Origin of the sequence: Mycobacterium sp. MAC_080597_8934 (assembly GCF_000523975.1) — a bacterium.
Taxonomy (GTDB): domain Bacteria; phylum Actinomycetota; class Actinomycetes; order Mycobacteriales; family Mycobacteriaceae; genus Mycobacterium; species Mycobacterium avium.
This window is the reverse complement of record NZ_JAOS01000052.1, coordinates 22,025-38,973: the sequence shown is the minus strand read 5'-3', so window position 1 is coordinate 38,973 and position 16,949 is coordinate 22,025. Positions and strand designations below refer to the sequence as shown.

Sequence of the window (16,949 nt, the reverse complement as noted above, 5' to 3'; positions counted from 1 at the left end):
TACTGTTACTGAGATCTCTTCATCGGTTCTTCTTTGAAATACAGCCCTGGGGACGTTCGGTGCACACCCTGCGTCGCGGCCGTCGTCAGCCCGGTTTGTCGGCCTTTGCGATTAGCTTTCAAGATGGCCCCAGAGGATCTACGGTTGTTCTTCGACTGCCGTTGCGGTCGTCGTCGACGCCTTGCGTGTCGCCGGCGCCGTGACGGGCCCCGTGCTAGCGGGGGGAGGCTAGCCAATGGATCCGACAACGCTGAGTAGGTGAAGGGACGCTATGGACGCGGCGACGACAACGGCTGGCCTCAGCGACTTGAAGTTTCGTTTGGTGCGGGAGTCTTTCGCCGACGCGGTGTCGTGGGTGGCCAAGAGCCTGCCGTCGCGACCCGCGGTGCCGGTGCTCTCCGGGGTGCTGCTGTCCGGCACCGACGAGGGGCTCACCATCTCCGGATTCGACTACGAGGTTTCCGCCGAAGCACAGGTGGCGGCCGAAATCGCTTCTCCGGGAAGTGTTTTGGTATCCGGGCGGTTGCTGTCTGACATCGTTCGGGCGCTGCCCAACAAGCCGATCGACTTCTACGTCGACGGCAATCGGGTGGCGTTGAACTGCGGAAGCGCCCGGTTCTCGCTGCCGACGATGGCCGTCGAGGATTACCCGACGCTGCCCACGCTGCCCGAGGAGACCGGGACGCTGCCGGCCGATCTGTTCGCCGAGGCGATCGGGCAGGTCGCGATCGCGGCCGGCCGCGACGACACCTTGCCCATGTTGACCGGAATCCGGGTTGAGATTTCCGGGGACACGGTGGTTTTGGCCGCCACCGACCGGTTCCGGTTGGCGGTTCGCGAGCTGACCTGGTCGGCGGCCTCCCCCGACATCGAAGCGGCGGTTCTGGTGCCGGCCAAGACGCTGGCCGAGGCGGCGCGGACCGGCATCGACGGCTCCGACGTGCGGCTGTCGCTGGGGGCGGGCGCAGGTGTCGGCAAGGATGGCCTGCTGGGTATCAGCGGCAACGGCAAGCGCAGCACCACCCGCCTGCTGGACGCGGAATTCCCGAAGTTCCGCCAGCTGTTGCCGGCCGAGCACACGGCGGTGGCCACCATCAACGTCGCCGAGCTGACCGAGGCCATCAAGCTGGTGGCGCTGGTGGCCGACCGGGGTGCGCAGGTGCGGATGGAATTCAGCGAGGGGTCGCTGCGGCTGTCCGCCGGCGCCGACGATGTCGGCCGGGCCGAGGAGGATCTGGCCGTGGATTTCGCCGGCGAACCGCTGACGATCGCGTTCAACCCCACGTATCTGACCGATGGACTGGGATCGGTGCGCTCCGAACGGGTGTCGTTCGGCTTCACCACCCCGGGCAAGCCCGCACTGCTGCGCCCGGCGTCCGACGACGACAGCCCGCCGAGCGGCAGCGGGCCGTTCAGCGCGCTGCCCACCGATTACGTCTACCTGCTGATGCCCGTGCGGTTGCCAGGCTAGGTGTACGTCCGGCATTTAGGACTGCGTGACTTCCGGTCCTGGGCACACGCCGACCTCGAACTGCAGCCGGGTCGGACGGTCTTCATCGGGTCCAACGGCTTCGGGAAGACGAATCTGCTTGAGGCGCTGTGGTATTCGAGCACGCTGGGGTCACACCGGGTGGGCACGGACGCGCCGTTGATCCGCGCCGGCGCCGACCGGGCCGTGGTGTCGACCATCGTGGTCAACGACGGCCGGGAATGCGCGGTCGATCTGGAGATCGCCGCCGGCCGGGCGAACAAGGCGCGGCTGAACCGGTCACCCGTGCGCAGCACCCGCGAGGTGCTCGGCGTGCTGCGCGCGGTGCTGTTCGCCCCCGAGGACCTGGCCCTGGTGCGCGGGGATCCCTCCGAGCGGCGCCGTTACCTCGACGACCTGGCGACGCTGCGGCGCCCGGCGATCGCCGCCGTGCGCGCCGACTACGACAAGGTGTTGCGGCAGCGCACCGCGTTGCTCAAATCGCTGTCCGGTGCCCGCCACCGGGGCGACCGCGGCGCGCTGGACACCCTCGATGTGTGGGACAGCCGGCTGGCCGAATACGGGGCCCAATTGATGGCTGCCCGAATCGATTTGGTGAACCAGCTGGCGCCGGAGGTGGAGAAGGCCTATCAGCTGCTGGCCCCGGGATCGCGGGCGGCATCGATCGGCTACCGGTCCAGCCTGGGCGTGGCGGCCTCGGCCGAGGTGAACGACGGCGACCGCGACTATCTGGAGGCCGCGCTGCTGGCCGGGTTGGCGGCCCGCCGGGACGCCGAACTGGAACGGGGCATGTGCCTGGTCGGCCCGCACCGCGACGACCTGGAGCTGTGGCTCGGTGAGCAGGTGGCGAAAGGCTTTGCCAGCCATGGGGAATCGTGGTCGCTGGCGCTGTCCCTTCGGCTCGCCGCCTACGAGTTGCTGCGGGCCGACGAAAGCGATCCGGTGTTGCTGCTCGACGACGTGTTCGCCGAGCTCGACGCCGCCCGCCGCCGGGCGCTGGCCGCGGTGGCCGAATCCGCCGAGCAGGTGTTGGTCACCGCGGCGGTGCTCGAAGACATCCCGGCGGGCTGGCAGGCTCGGCGGCTCTTCGTCGAGTTGCGCGACACCGACGCGGGCCGGGTATCGGAGCTGCGCCCATGAGCGACGACCAGTCGCCCTCCCCCTCGGGAGAACCGAGCGCGATGGACCTGGTGCGGCGGACCCTCGAGGAGGCCCGGGCCGCGGCCCGGGCACAGGGAAAAGACGCCGGCCGCGGGCGCGCCGCAGCACCCACGCCGCGCCGGGTGGCGGGCCAGCGGCGCAGCTGGTCGGGACCGGGACCGGACGCTCGCGACCCGCAACCGCTGGGCCGGCTGGCGCGGGACCTGGCCAGGAAGCGGGGATGGTCCGCCCAGGTCGCCGAGGGCACCGTGTTGGGGAACTGGACCTCGGTGGTCGGTCACCAGATCGCCGACCACGCGGTCCCCACCGGTCTGCGCGACGGTGTGCTGAGCGTGTCCGCCGAGTCGACGGCCTGGGCCACCCAGTTGCGGATGATGCAGGCGCAACTGTTGGCCAAGATCGCCGCCGCGGTCGGCAACGGCGTGGTGACCTCGCTGAAGATCACCGGCCCGGCCGCGCCGTCGTGGCGCAAAGGCCCGCGGCACATCGCCGGGCGCGGGCCGCGCGACACCTATGGTTAGGCCCGGTCGTTAGCCCGGCCGCATCCCCACCGCGGCCTTCCTCAACAGGGCGCTGAAAGCCGCCAGGACGACGCGTATCCCCTTGACGCACGTCGGGACGCGGCACAAACGAAGAAAATAAGCGCACGGCGCGGTTAGCTGGGTAGAAACGCGCCCAGAAAATCGGTGCGGACCGCTCGTCACGGTAGACTGGCAGGATGCGATTGTTGCGGTGATCAGGAACCGCCCGCATGAAACCCCAAGGAGAGCTTTCCGACCGTGGCTGCCCAGAAGAAGAAGGCGCAAGACGAATACGGTGCTTCAGCGATCACCGTCCTGGAAGGGCTGGAGGCGGTCCGCAAACGCCCCGGCATGTACATCGGCTCCACCGGCGAGCGAGGTCTGCACCACCTCATCTGGGAGGTGGTCGACAACTCGGTCGACGAAGCGATGGCCGGCTACGCCGACCGGGTCGACGTGCGGATCCTGGACGACGACAGCGTCGAGGTCGCCGACAACGGCCGCGGCATCCCCGTCGCGATGCACGCGACCGGCGCCCCCACCGTCGACGTGGTGATGACGCAGCTGCACGCCGGCGGCAAGTTCGGCGGCGAGAACAGCGGCTACAACGTCAGCGGCGGTCTGCACGGCGTCGGCGTCTCGGTGGTCAACGCGCTGTCCACCCGGCTCGAGGTCAACATCGCCCGTGACGGCTACGAGTGGTCGCAGTACTACGACCACGCCGTGCCCGGCACCCTCAAGCAGGGCGAGGCCACCAAGCGCACCGGCACCACCATCCGGTTCTGGGCCGACCCCGACATCTTCGAGACCACCGAGTACGACTTCGAAACGGTGGCCCGACGGCTGCAGGAAATGGCGTTCCTCAACAAGGGCCTGACCATCAACCTCACCGACGAGCGGGTGACCAACGAAGAGGTCGTCGACGAGGTGGTCAGCGACACTGCCGACGCACCCAAATCGGCGCAGGAGAAGGCGGCGGAATCGGCTGCGCCGCATAAGGTCAAGCACCGCACCTTCCACTACCCCGGCGGCCTGGTCGACTTCGTCAAACACATCAATCGCACCAAAAACCCCATCCACCAGAGCATCATCGATTTCGGTGGGAAGGGCCCCGGCCACGAGGTCGAGATCGCGATGCAGTGGAACGGCGGCTATTCCGAATCGGTGCACACGTTCGCCAACACCATCAACACGCACGAGGGCGGCACCCACGAGGAGGGCTTCCGCAGCGCGTTGACCTCCGTGGTCAACAAGTACGCCAAGGACAAGAAGCTGCTCAAGGAGAAGGACCCCAACCTCACCGGCGACGACATCCGCGAGGGTTTGGCCGCGGTGATCTCGGTCAAGGTGAGCGAACCGCAGTTCGAGGGCCAGACCAAGACCAAACTGGGCAACACCGAGGTGAAGTCGTTCGTGCAGAAGGTGTGCAACGAACAGCTCACCCACTGGTTCGAAGCCAACCCCGCAGACGCCAAAGTCATTGTCAACAAGGCGGTTTCGTCAGCGCAGGCGCGCATCGCCGCCCGCAAGGCGCGAGAGTTGGTGCGCCGCAAGAGCGCAACCGACCTGGGTGGGCTGCCCGGCAAGCTCGCCGACTGCCGGTCGACCGACCCGCGCAAGTCGGAATTGTATGTGGTCGAGGGTGACTCGGCCGGCGGCTCGGCCAAAAGCGGCCGGGACTCGATGTTCCAGGCCATCCTTCCGCTGCGCGGCAAGATCATCAACGTCGAAAAGGCCCGCATCGACCGGGTTCTGAAGAACACCGAGGTGCAGGCGATCATCACCGCGCTGGGCACCGGGATTCACGACGAGTTTGACATCACCAAGCTGCGCTACCACAAGATCGTGTTGATGGCCGACGCCGACGTGGACGGCCAGCACATCTCGACGCTGTTGTTGACGCTGCTGTTCCGGTTCATGCGGCCGCTGATCGAACACGGGCACGTGTTCTTGGCTCAGCCACCGTTGTACAAGCTGAAATGGCAGCGCAGCGATCCCGAGTTCGCCTACTCCGACCGCGAGCGGGACGGGCTGCTCGAGGCCGGCCTGAAGGCCGGCAAGAAGATCAACAAGGACGACGGTATCCAGCGCTACAAGGGTCTGGGCGAGATGGACGCCAAGGAATTGTGGGAAACCACAATGGATCCCACCGTGCGGGTGCTGCGCCAGGTCACGCTGGACGACGCCGCGGCCGCCGACGAGCTGTTCTCCATCCTGATGGGAGAGGACGTCGACGCGCGCCGCAGCTTCATCACCCGCAATGCCAAAGACGTTCGCTTCCTAGACGTTTAAACGAGGAATAGATGACTGACACCACGCTGCCACCCGGCGGTGACGCCGCCGACCGCGTCGAACCGGTCGACATCCAGCAGGAGATGCAGCGCAGCTACATCGATTACGCGATGAGCGTGATCGTCGGCCGCGCGCTGCCCGAGGTGCGCGACGGCCTCAAGCCGGTGCACCGCCGGGTGCTCTACGCCATGTACGACTCGGGTTTCCGCCCGGACCGCAGCCACGCCAAGTCGGCGCGGTCGGTCGCCGAGACGATGGGCAACTACCACCCGCACGGCGACGCCTCGATCTACGACACCCTGGTGCGGATGGCCCAGCCGTGGTCGCTGCGCTACCCGTTGGTCGACGGGCAGGGCAACTTCGGCTCGCCGGGCAACGACCCGCCGGCCGCGATGCGGTACACCGAGGCGCGGCTGACCCCGCTGGCCATGGAGATGCTGCGCGAAATCGACGAGGAGACAGTCGATTTCATTCCCAACTACGACGGCCGGGTGCAAGAGCCGACGGTGCTGCCCAGCCGGTTCCCCAACCTGCTGGCCAACGGGTCGGGGGGCATCGCGGTCGGCATGGCCACGAACATCCCGCCGCACAACCTCGGCGAGCTCGCCGAGGCGGTGTTCTGGGCGCTGGACAATTACGAGGCCGACGAAGAGGCCACCCTGGCCGCCGTGATGGAACGGGTGAAAGGACCCGACTTCCCGACCTCCGGCCTGATCGTCGGCACGCAGGGCATCGCCGACGCCTACAAGACCGGCCGCGGCTCCATCCGGATGCGCGGAGTCGTTGAGGTGGAAGAGGATTCGCGCGGCCGCACCTCGCTGGTCATCACCGAGTTGCCGTATCAGGTCAACCACGACAACTTCATCACCTCGATCGCCGAGCAGGTGCGCGACGGCAAGCTGGCCGGCATCTCCAACATCGAGGACCAGTCCAGCGACCGGGTCGGGCTGCGCATCGTCATCGAGCTCAAGCGCGACGCCGTCGCCAAGGTGGTGCTGAACAACCTCTACAAGCACACCCAGCTGCAGACCAGCTTCGGAGCCAACATGCTGGCCATCGTCGACGGGGTGCCGCGCACCCTGCGGCTCGACCAGCTGATCCGCCACTACGTCGACCACCAACTCGACGTCATCGTCCGGCGCACCACCTACCGGTTGCGCAAGGCCAACGAGCGGGCCCACATCCTGCGCGGTCTGGTCAAGGCGCTCGATGCGCTCGACGAGGTCATCGCCCTGATCCGGGCGTCGGAAACCGTCGACATCGCGCGGCAGGGCTTGATCGAGCTGCTGGACATCGACGAGATCCAGGCGCAGGCGATCCTGGACATGCAGCTGCGCCGGCTGGCCGCCCTGGAGCGGCAGCGCATCATCGACGACCTGGCCAAGATCGAGGCCGAGATCGCCGACCTGGAGGACATCCTGGCCAAGCCGGAACGGCAGCGCGGCATTGTGCGCGACGAGCTCGCCGAGATCGTCGAAAAGCACGGCGACGCGCGGCGCACCCGGATCGTGGCCGCCGACGGCGACGTCAGCGACGAGGATCTGATCGCCCGCGAGGACGTCGTCGTCACCATCACCGAGACCGGCTACGCCAAGCGCACCAAGACCGACCTGTACCGCAGCCAGAAGCGCGGCGGCAAGGGCGTGCAGGGCGCCGGCCTCAAACAGGACGACATCGTGCGGCACTTCTTCGTGTGCTCGACGCACGACTGGATCCTGTTCTTCACCACCCAGGGTCGGGTCTACCGCGCCAAGGCCTACGAACTGCCCGAGGCGTCCCGCACCGCCCGCGGTCAGCACGTGGCCAACCTGCTGGCGTTCCAGCCCGAGGAGCGGATCGCCCAGGTGATCCAGATCCGCAGCTATGAGGACGCTCCCTACCTGGTGCTGGCCACCCGCAACGGCCTGGTGAAGAAGACCAAGCTGACCGACTTCGACTCGAACCGTTCGGGCGGCATCGTGGCGATCAACCTGCGCGACAACGACGAACTCGTGGGCGCGGTGTTGTGCTCGGCCGAGGACGATCTGCTGCTGGTGTCGGCCAACGGCCAGTCCATCCGGTTCTCGGCGACCGACGAGGCGCTGCGCCCGATGGGCCGCGCCACCTCCGGTGTGCAGGGCATGCGCTTCAACGCCGACGACTACCTGCTGTCGCTCAACGTGGTCCGCGAGGGCACCTACCTGCTGGTGGCGACGTCCGGCGGGTACGCCAAGCGCACCGCGATCGAGGAGTATCCGGTGCAGGGCCGCGGCGGCAAGGGCGTGCTGACCGTGATGTATGACCGCCGCCGTGGCAGGCTGGTGGGTGCGCTGATTGTGGACGAGGACAGCGAGCTGTACGCGATCACCTCCGGCGGCGGTGTCATCCGCACCGCGGCGGGCCAGGTCCGCAAGGCGGGACGGCAGACCAAGGGCGTCCGGCTGATGAATCTGGGTGAGGGCGACACGCTGCTGGCCATCGCCCGCAACGCCGAGGAAGCCGCGGACGAGGCCGTCGAGGAGAGCGACGGTGCCGCGGGGTCGGACAGCTAGCCGGTACCGGGCCACCGGGTCCGGGCAATAGACTCAGCCGGACCACACATAACGCGACTGCCACTGCCCTGGGCGGCCGGCTAGGAGACTTAAGGAGTCGGGGTGAGTTCACCGAACGAGCCGGGCGCACCCAAGAAGGGGGAAACCCCCAACGGGGACGGTTCGGCAGAGCGGGCCGGGGTGCGGCGGGCGACGCCGCCGGCGCCGGGTGGCCGCGCCCCGAGGCCGGCGACGGACCGCCGTGGCAGCGCGGCGGCTCCCGGCCCCAGCAGCCCCCGCCGCGCCAGAACGAGCCGCCCACCGAGAAGCGGTCCGCCGGCGGCGGGCCGAGGCCCGGCTGAACCGCTTCATCTCGGGCACCGCGGCACCGGGCACCGCGTCGCACGCCAAGGAGCCGGACCGCGGTGAGGGGCCCCCCGCCGAGGCCTACGCCAGCGAACTGCCCGACCTGTCGGGGCCGGTGCCGCGCGGCCCGCACCGCAAGCCGGCCGCCGAGCGCGGTGCCGAGGCGACCGGCGGGCAAGGCGGTGGCCGTCCGGTGAGCGGCGAGAGCCGCGAGGGCCGGGACAACCGGGACCGGGTGCAGGTGTCGCGGCGCACCCGCGGGCCGGTTCGCGCCAGCATGCAGATCCGCCGGATCGACCCGTGGAGCACCCTGAAGGTGTCGCTGCTGCTCTCGGTGGCGCTGTTCTTCGTCTGGATGATCGCCGTCGCGTTCCTCTACCTGGTGCTCGGTGGCATGGGCGTGTGGTCGAAGTTGAACAGCAACGTCGGGGACCTGCTGAACAACACCAGCGGCAGCAGCGGCGAATTGGTGTCCAGCGGCACCATTTTCGGCGGCGCCGTGCTGATCGGCCTGGTCAACATCGTGCTGTTGACCGCGATGGCGACCATCGCGGCGTTCATCTACAACCTGGCCACCGATCTGATCGGCGGCATCGAGGTCACCCTGGCCGATCGCGACTAGCGTGGATGCTGTGCTTTTGGGAGTCGGGCGGCCGGTGCGGTAATCTCGTCGCTCGGCCGTACGCCAGTACGGGCCTATAGCTCAGGCGGTTAGAGCGCTTCGCTGATAACGAAGAGGTCGGAGGTTCGAGTCCTCCTAGGCCCACCACCATGTGCCCGTCACGACGCTGCGTACGACTCGCGCTGCCACTGGGATTGTTCGCCGTGTTGGCGGCGGTGGCGTGGTCACGGCGCGGGGTGGAGGTCTGGCACGTGGCCGTGCAGGATTCCGGTCAGCCCCTGGGCCACAATGAGGGGTCACGGTAGCGGGGCCTTAGCTCAGTTGGTAGAGCACCGCCTTTGCAAGGCGGGTGTCAGGGGTTCGCGCGTTATCTGGAGGAGAGGGAGTTCGAAGTGGGGATGACCAGCGGTGACACCGTCATGGTCATGTCCGTGACGGGGCCATAGTTCAACGGTAGAACGGGGCCTTTGCAAGGCTCAGATCGGGGTTCGATTCCCCGTGGCTCCACTTTCGAAGAACGGATAACTTCAGATCGAGAACCTCCTTGCCGACACGAAAAAGTGTCATATCCGTGGAGTACCACGGATGCGCATTTGGCAAGGGGGTTTCGTCATTCTCCGGGCGCCCCGATCATTCTCCATGTAGTCCGATTGCGTGAACCCGCCGAGTGTGCCTGGAACACGGAACGTTCGTGTCACCCCTCGGAGCTAACCTCAACGAGCTGTGCTTCCGGCAAGACGCCGAAGCCTTGAGAGGAGCCAACGATGGCAACCAAGACCGTGTTCTACTCTTTCCACTACGAGCGCGACGTGCACCGAGTCCAGCTCGTTCGGCAGATCGGAGCGCTGGAGGGTCAGCCTCTTCTCGGCGCCCAGCAGTGGGAGGCGGTGCGTCGGCAGGGTGAGCAAGCGATCAAGGACTGGATCGACAAGCAGATGGCCTACAAGCGCGCTGTTGTCGTTCTGATCGGTCAGGAAACCGCGTCCCGACCGTGGGTGCTGTACGAGATCGAGAAGGCATGGAGGGACAAGAAGCCGCTCGTCGGTGTACGGATTCACGGCCTGTCGTCGATGGGCTCTGTCGACAGCCGCGGAGCGGACCCGTTCACCAAGGTTCCGGCTGTGAGTGGTGTTCCCGTGTTCGACCCGACCCAGACGAACTGGCAGGGACAAATTGACACCAAGGCCACCTACGCGAACCTCTCCAACAACCTGGAGAGCTGGGTTGCGCAGGCCAAGACTCGATTGCTGTGACTTCTGAGCAGTGCCCGTTCTGCGCCATCGTCGCCGGCGACGATCCCGATGTTCGGGAGGTGTATCGGAACGAGCACGTCGTCGCTTTCTTTCCGACGGAACCCGCCGTCATAGGCCATGTTCTTGTGGTGCCCAAGCGGCACATGGAAGACATCTGGGAATTGGAACCGGAGGAATCGGCTGAGCTATCGACCGCGGTTCTGCGCCTGTCAAGCGCATTGCGTTCGGCATTGCTGCCGGAGGGCCTCAACGTCATACAGTCCAACGGCGAGGCCGCTACCCAGACGGTTCCGCATCTTCACGTGCACCTGGTCCCCCGGCGCAGCGGGGACGCGATGGGGCCGATATGGCCACCCGAGACGGACTACTCGGAGGCCAGTAAGGACGAGGCGCTGCGGCGCGTCAGAGCCGCGGTCCAGGCCGCACCGCCAGCCGCGCGGCCGGAGTTGTCGCCCGAGGATCGACGCAAGCATCTCGACTACATCCAGGCGGTGGTGACGCGGCAGTCCGCGGCGTCGTCGTCCGCGAAAGGGTGGCTCCTTCCGGTCACGACCGCAGCTTTCGGCTTTGCACTGACCCAGCATCTGTGGCCGCTCGCGCTTCTCGGGGTAATCGCGGTGATCCTCTTCGCGTACCTCGACGCCAACTACTTGCGGAGCGAGAAGGCGTTCCGGAAGCTTTACAACACCGTGGCGCGAGCTGAGCGAATGGTCCCTCGGTTCACTCTCGATCCGACTGATGCTGACGAGCCACCGCCGAAGGGTACTCCGGAGAAAACGAAATGGCAGAAGTTTAAGCAGGCGTACGTGCCCGAGCGGTCTGTCTGGAGGTCATGGTCGATCGCTCCGTTCTACATCGCGATGCTCGTTCTCGGGGTCGGCGTACTGATCGCCGCTGCGATCACCCGTCCCGCGCCGACAAGTACACATGAGAACCTCGAGCCTCCACCGGTGACGCAGACCGAGGTGAGCACGCCCTCCGTGCACGTTCCAACAAGCGCCTCCGTCGCGCCGTCGCCCTAGCGGAGTTGTGATCACTCCGCGAGTCGGTCTGCTCGCTGCGAGGATTCCAACCGCTTTACCCGAGAGCGATGCTGGGGCTAGGCCTGCCAGGCGCGTTGCGCTACGCGATAGAAGTTGCCTCCAAGGACTGCCCGGATGTCTTCGTCGGACCAACCCCGTTCCGTCAGGTGTTCACCAAGACTTAGAAGCGTTTCGGGTGGTATCCACTGAATCGCTCCCCACCGGGTATAGCTGGCATCGAACAGGTGAGGGTTGCGGGTGAGTTCTTCGACGAAGTCCGCGTAGTCGAATGAAAAGTCGGTGCTGATGCCGACGTGGTCGATGCCCACCAGGTCGACGGCGTACTCGAGGTGGCGTGTCATCGCCTCCAGCGTTGGCGTGTTGGGGCCCAGGAAAATACCGACGCCGGTGATTCCTATAACTCCACCGGTGGCGGCGCACGCTCGAGCCTGGTCATCGGTGATGTTGCGCGGGTGATCCCAGACTGCCCGCATGCAGGAGTGGCTGTAAATGACCGGGCCGCTTGAGGTGTCGCACATGTCGAGCCCGGTGCGAGGGCTGCAGTGCGAACCGTCGGGAACGATGCCGACGGCGTTCATTTCGGCGATGATCGCCCGGCCCCACGTCGTGAGGCCACCGTCGGTGGTGTCCAGGCAGCCATGGCCGGCGCGGTTGGCGTGGTTGTAGGTCGGCAACAACGTGCGCACGCCGAGCTCAGAGAGCGTGACCAGGTTGTCGAGGTTGTTATCGAGGGGTCGTGAGTCTTCGAGGTCGAATACCACGGCGATACGTCCAGCGCCGGTAATCGCCGCGACGTCATCGGAACTGGCCGCCAGCTCCATCGCTGGGTGCGCAGCGACCGCGGCACGATAGTGCGCCAGCAGCGCCACGGTGTCGTTGAAGCTGTGCGGCGAATACCCTGCATTGACGGACACGAATGCGCCGCCGTCACGCTGATACCGGGTCAGCAGGCCCACGTCGGCGTCGGGCTGCAATGGCAGACAGGTGTGCTGATCCCAAAGGAGCGAGGTCATGGCTATCGATCCTGCATCATCGGGGCCGTTAATCGCCTTACCTTTTCGCACCGCGCGGCTGACCATTCGGCCCCTGACGCTAATCGACGTCGAGGCCATGCATGTGGTGTACTCCGACCCCGCGGTCACGCGGTTCATCCCCGGCGGGGTGCGCGACGCGGCCGGAACGCGCCAACGTGTCATCGACTTGATCGCCCACCATGAGTGTTATGGAGTGAGCAAATGGGCTGTGACGCTGAGTGATTCGGGCGTTCTGATCGGTGACTGCGGATTGCAGTTCTTGCCTGGGCGACCGGATCTGGAACTTGGGTTTCATTTTGCTCGGGAGTATTGGGGACACGGGTATGCCACGGAAGCCGCTTCCGCGTGCCTGGGCTGGGCGTTAACCAACAGGACTGAACGGGTCGTGGCAATCGTTGACCCGCAACACCGGGCCTCGCAACGGGTCCTGACCAAGCTCGGCATGCAGCCAGTGGGCCGTGACCACATACTTGACCGAACCTGGATCGTCTATGAGGCCTCCGGTCAGCGGGAGTCGCCCAAGGCGTGATGTCGAGACTCACAGTGACAATCACGTTGCGTCTCTCGCTGGAGGGGGGCTTTCGGTCAGGCCATTGCTGTGTGCGTGTCGCCAGGCGACGGCGAGGTTGGCGGTTCGGTTCTTGGCGGAGACCTCGCAGAGGTACTGGCTGTACTGCTTGTTGTTGGTCTGCCACCGCAGTTCGGCGTACAGACGCCGGTTTCTGCGTTGGAGGACCACCCGTCCGAGCGCTCGTGCGCTGTCGCGTACCACGCGGTGATGGCGGCCGCCTGCGGCGCGGTCCTGCTCAAGAGCTTGCCCCTGCTTAGTCCAATGGACCGGCGCCCTCCACTGCTCGTCGCGGACCGGTGTGCGGTTCCAGCCCACGATCGCGCCCGATAGCTAGATTAGGCGATGATGGCGTTGGCGGCGTCTTCTCCACTTTCCACTGCGCCCTCCATCCACGTGGGCCAGCTGCTGCGTTCAGCGCCCGCGAAACGCACTCGCTGGTAGTTCTGCGGCAAGGATCTGCGAAAGCAGGCGTACCGGCCTGGCGGCAAGTAGACGTATGTTCCGCGCGTGAACGGGTCGTGTGACCACGCCATAAGCTCGATGCGCTGCACCGCGTCGGGATCAACGCCAAATGCGCGGCATAGATCCTCTATCAGCACAGCCGAACTGGGCTCATCACGTGTAGTGCTGGCGAATCCGTAGAGCACGCGGTCGGTTCGCCATCCAGCGCGCACAATCGTTCCGCCGATAAAGCCTTTGGCTTGTTGTGGGCGCCGTGCACTCACGACGGCGGCGACCTTGGTGCCTTGTCCGTAACGCACGTTGGCATTGGCACTGCGGATCGGCTCAGGCACTTCGGGAGTGAACCTAATGTCGCCCAGGACCGGGGTGGGAATAGCGAGGATCAGATAATCGCCATGAACGGTGTCTCCGTCGTGGGTGTGCACAGCGACGCCACGGTCGTCTTGGTCGACGGCGGTCACCATCGTGGACAACCGCAAGCGTGGGCCGATCCGGTCAGCCAGGTAGCCGCACAGTGCGCCGGTGCCTTCGGTGATGTGGCCGTGCAGTCCCATGCCGGTGAGCGCGAATCGTGCGATGCTGCTCTCTCGGGTGAGGAAGTCAGCGAACTGAAGCAGTGATATGTCACGCGGATCAACACCGCCACCACCGTCAGCGACGAAGCACTCGACAAGATGGCGCACTGCACCTGAAAGTTTGAGTTGATCGAACCAATCAGCGACCGAAAGGGCGTCGACTTCGTCGCGTCGTTGTTGCGAGCGGACTACGGCGCTGATCGACCAGATGTTGCGTGACCCCAAGAAGAGGCGTCTAAGTGCCAGCACCTCGCGTGGCGTCACGCGGGGAATCAGTCGGCCGGCCGGGTCGTGCGGGCGACGCCAGTTCACCGGGCCGGGGAGATAGCGGTCGCGCTGGATATGAAGTCCCGCCTCGGCGACAAGCCGCCGCATGCGGTGGTGATGACGTGAAATGTGCTGCCCGCCAAGTTCGATGACATCGCCGTCCACCCGGCGGGAGCGACTCCGGCCGCCGACTTCGTCACGGCCCTCCAACACTGCGACATCGTGCCCAGCCGCGAGCAGCCGAGTTGCAGCTGTCAAACCTGCGAGGCCCGCCCCCGCGATGACCACCTTCATCTGTGCAGTTCCCTCCGTTGCGAACTTGCTCTCGATCGAGAAACCCAGCTGACCGATAAACCCCAAGCGACGAAGTAACCACCAAGGCGTTTGGCCCCAAAGCGAGTGACAAGGCCGGACTACTCGTCTTGCCACATGACGTGGTCTACGGGAGCTCCGCCGTCTACAAGACGCCTACTACACACTGTAGTACCGATGCCGCCATGAGTGAAGGCTTCGCATTGCGTTCGCGCGAGCCGCCGAAGGAAGAGCCGCGGCAGAACTGAATACGGAAACATGCCCGACCTCGCCGTTCCCGATTAGGTGAATGCGGGCCCCTAGGCCTAAGCGGAAACAGTCGTAAACACTCGAATCCAACCCCAGATAACTATGCGGGGCACCGTCTCTCCGTCGACGACTTCCTAGAGATAACCCGACCACGACGACATGGCCACCCGACGCTGGGGCGCCGTCGCGGACGTCAACGACACCCACTCGCCACCTAGAGATATCGATTCCCCTAGGCTCCACAAATCGAATCCCTCTCCCCGCCCGGGCGGTACGACGCGCCGAGGAAGCGGTGCACCAGGGCGCGCTCGGCGGCCGGGTCCTTGAGCGGCCAGCCCCACAACGCCAGGAAGACGCGGATCAGCCACTGCGCCGCCAGCGGGTCGTCGTGGCCGGGCCCGAGCATCTCGGCGGCCAGGGCCGTCACCGTGGGCGAGTTGATCACCCAGTCGCTGACCGGGGCCGCGTGGATCGACCGCATCAGCTGAGCCAGCGGATCGGAGCGCAGCCGTTCCAGCGCCATGATCGTGGCGGTCACCACCCGCTGGGGGCCGCGCAGGTCTTTGATGGCCTCCCGCGTGGTGTCGACGATGCGGGCCGCCTGAATACCGACGACGGCATCGCGGATCGTCGCCTTGCCGCCGGCGTGCCGGTAGATGGTCGCCGGTGAACAGTGCACCCGGGCCGCCAGCGCCTCGATCGTGAACCCGTCGTAGCCGCGGCGCGCGATGAGGTCGGCGGCCGCGGCGTAGATCCGCTCGGCGGCCGCGCTGCGCCGATCCCGGCCCACCAACCAGTCGTCCCGCGCCATCCACCCATGCTCCACCACGCTGCACGACGCGCAAAGCGCTTTCGCAGCGTGAGAATTTTGTGACGAAATCTCTCACCGGAACCGCCTGCTTGCGGCGGGTCACCCGCATCCGCAGGCGCCGTCCCCGGCCGTCGTCGCTCCTCAACTTCGCCGCGGCCCGTTGACGCCGCGAGACGGCGCGTCGAGCCTGAAACGCATGGCGGTGTTGGACAGCGCGACCCGGTTCTTCGGCAGCGAGGCGATACAGGATCCCTACCCGCTGTATGAGCGCATGCACGCCGAGGCGCCGGTGCACCGGATCGGCGACTCCGTCTTCTACGCCGTGTGCGGGTGGGACGCGGTGCACGAGGCCATCGAGCGGGTCGAGGACTTCTCGTCCAACCTCACCGCGACGATGGTCTTCCACGAGGACGGCACCGTCACCCCGTTCGACATGGGCGCGCCGGGCGCCCCGATGCACGCGCTGGCCACCGCCGACGACCCCGTGCACGCGGTGCACCGCAAGATCCTGCTGCCGCACCTTTCGGCGAAGCGAATCCGGATCATCGAGGAGTTCGCCACCCAGACCGCCGACCGGCTGTGGGACGAGAACCTGTCCGACGGCCGGATCGAGTGGATGAGCGCCATCGCCAACCGGTTGCCCATGATGGTGGTCTGCCGGCTGCTGGGTCTGCCCGATGACGATGTCGACAAACTCATCCGGCTCGGCTACGCCACCACCACACTGCTGGATGGGATCGTCGCCCCCGAACAGCTCGAGCAGGCCGGCATGGCCGCCATCGAACTGTCCGGCTACGTGCTGGAGCATTTCGAAAAGGCAAGCGAGAAGCCGGAATCCAGCCTGATGGCCGATCTTGCGGCGCGCTGCGCCGCCGGCGAACTCGAGCAGCTGCCGGCGCTGGGAATCATGCTCACGCTGTTCAGCGCGGCCGGCGAATCGACCGCGTCGCTGCTGGGCAGCGCGGCCTGGATCCTGGCCGACCGGCCGGCGATCCAACGGCAGCTTCGCGAAACCCCGGAGTTGCTAAGCACTTTCATCGAAGAGACGCTGCGCTTCGAGGCGCCGTTTCGGGGTCACTACCGCCACGTGTGGCGCGACACCACGCTGGGCGGGATCGAGCTGCCCGAGGGCGCACACCTGCTGCTGATGTGGGGAGCGGCCAACCGCGACCCGACGCATTTCAAGGATCCCAACGAGTTTCGACTCGACCGCGCGGCCGCCAAGAGCCACCTGAGCTTCGGCAAGGGCGTCCACTTCTGCGTCGGTGCCGCGCTGGCCCGGCTGGAAGCCCACATCGTGTTGCGCCGGCTGCTCGAGCGCACCAGCTGGATCGACGCGACCGACGTCGGGGATTGGCTGCCCAGCATCCTGGTCCGGCGCCGGGAACGGCTGGGGTTGGCCGTGCGCTGA

General features: G+C 66.4%; 12 protein-coding genes, 2 tRNA genes and 1 pseudogene. 12 read left to right on the top strand and 3 right to left on the bottom strand.

Annotated features, from left to right (window positions below; genetic code table 11):
- Window positions 1-271 precede the first annotated feature (271 nt).
- From dnaN to NF20_RS26880, 10 genes and pseudogenes are all read left to right on the top strand, one after another.
- A complete protein-coding gene (dnaN, locus tag NF20_RS22475) occupies window positions 272-1,471 on the top strand; it encodes a DNA polymerase III subunit beta (protein WP_003874371.1) in 1,200 nt (399 codons plus the stop codon).
- A complete protein-coding gene (recF, locus tag NF20_RS22470; protein ID WP_033712214.1) occupies window positions 1,472-2,629 on the top strand; it encodes a DNA replication/repair protein RecF in 1,158 nt (385 codons plus the stop codon).
- The gene (locus tag NF20_RS22465; protein WP_019733261.1) at window positions 2,626-3,171 is read left to right on the top strand and encodes a DUF721 family protein; all 546 of its coding nucleotides are present in this window, start codon (window positions 2,626-2,628) and stop codon (window positions 3,169-3,171) included. Before recF ends, NF20_RS22465 begins: the two co-directional genes overlap by 4 nt.
- 258 nt (window positions 3,172-3,429) lie before the next feature.
- Window positions 3,430-5,463, top strand: coding sequence for a DNA topoisomerase (ATP-hydrolyzing) subunit B (gene gyrB / locus NF20_RS22460; protein ID WP_019733262.1), 2,034 nt, complete (start codon window positions 3,430-3,432; stop codon window positions 5,461-5,463).
- 11 nt (window positions 5,464-5,474) lie between these two features.
- Window positions 5,475-7,994, top strand: coding sequence for a DNA gyrase subunit A (gene gyrA / locus NF20_RS22455; protein ID WP_019733263.1), 2,520 nt, complete (start codon window positions 5,475-5,477; stop codon window positions 7,992-7,994).
- Between the two features lie 102 nt (window positions 7,995-8,096).
- Window positions 8,097-8,961 (top strand): annotated as a pseudogene (locus tag NF20_RS22450) (DUF3566 domain-containing protein).
- Window positions 8,962-9,031: 70 nt separating this feature from the next.
- A tRNA-Ile gene (locus NF20_RS22445) sits at window positions 9,032-9,108 on the top strand.
- Window positions 9,109-9,397: 289 nt separating this feature from the next.
- Window positions 9,398-9,468: transfer RNA gene (locus NF20_RS22440), tRNA-Ala, on the top strand.
- Window positions 9,469-9,725: 257 nt separating this feature from the next.
- Window positions 9,726-10,214 carry a TIR domain-containing protein gene (locus NF20_RS22435; protein ID WP_019732854.1) on the top strand — a complete coding sequence of 163 codons (489 nt, stop codon included), beginning with the start codon at window positions 9,726-9,728 and terminating at the stop codon, window positions 10,212-10,214.
- Window positions 10,211-11,236 (top strand): HIT family protein, encoded by a 1,026-nt coding sequence (locus tag NF20_RS26880; RefSeq protein ID WP_081759558.1) that lies wholly within the window; start codon window positions 10,211-10,213, stop codon window positions 11,234-11,236. Before NF20_RS22435 ends, NF20_RS26880 begins: the two co-directional genes overlap by 4 nt.
- Before the next feature lie 77 nt (window positions 11,237-11,313).
- On the opposite strand, the gene NF20_RS22425 is transcribed toward NF20_RS26880, so the two are convergent.
- On the bottom strand, window positions 11,314-12,270 hold the full coding sequence (locus NF20_RS22425) for a dipeptidase (RefSeq protein ID WP_019732852.1): 957 nt from the start codon (window positions 12,268-12,270) through the stop codon (window positions 11,314-11,316).
- Between NF20_RS22425 and NF20_RS22420 the strand changes: the two genes are divergently transcribed.
- Window positions 12,269-12,820, top strand: a complete 552-nt coding sequence (locus NF20_RS22420) for a GNAT family N-acetyltransferase (RefSeq protein ID WP_023900532.1) — start codon at window positions 12,269-12,271, stop codon at window positions 12,818-12,820. The two genes, NF20_RS22425 and NF20_RS22420, sit on opposite strands and share 2 nt — an antisense overlap.
- A 377-nt stretch (window positions 12,821-13,197) precedes the next feature.
- Here NF20_RS22420 and NF20_RS22415 read toward each other — a convergent pair whose 3' ends face one another.
- Both NF20_RS22415 and NF20_RS22410 read right to left on the bottom strand, forming a co-directional pair.
- Entirely contained in the window at window positions 13,198-14,460 is a 1,263-nt protein-coding gene (locus tag NF20_RS22415) for a flavin monoamine oxidase family protein (protein ID WP_137987427.1), read from the bottom strand.
- A 499-nt stretch (window positions 14,461-14,959) separates the two neighbouring features.
- Window positions 14,960-15,538, bottom strand: coding sequence for a TetR/AcrR family transcriptional regulator (locus NF20_RS22410; protein WP_019732849.1), 579 nt, complete (start codon window positions 15,536-15,538; stop codon window positions 14,960-14,962).
- Window positions 15,539-15,734: 196 nt separating this feature from the next.
- On the opposite strand from NF20_RS22410, the gene NF20_RS22405 reads away from it, so the two are divergent.
- Window positions 15,735-16,949 carry a cytochrome P450 gene (locus tag NF20_RS22405; protein WP_033711391.1) on the top strand — a complete coding sequence of 405 codons (1,215 nt, stop codon included), beginning with the start codon at window positions 15,735-15,737 and terminating at the stop codon, window positions 16,947-16,949.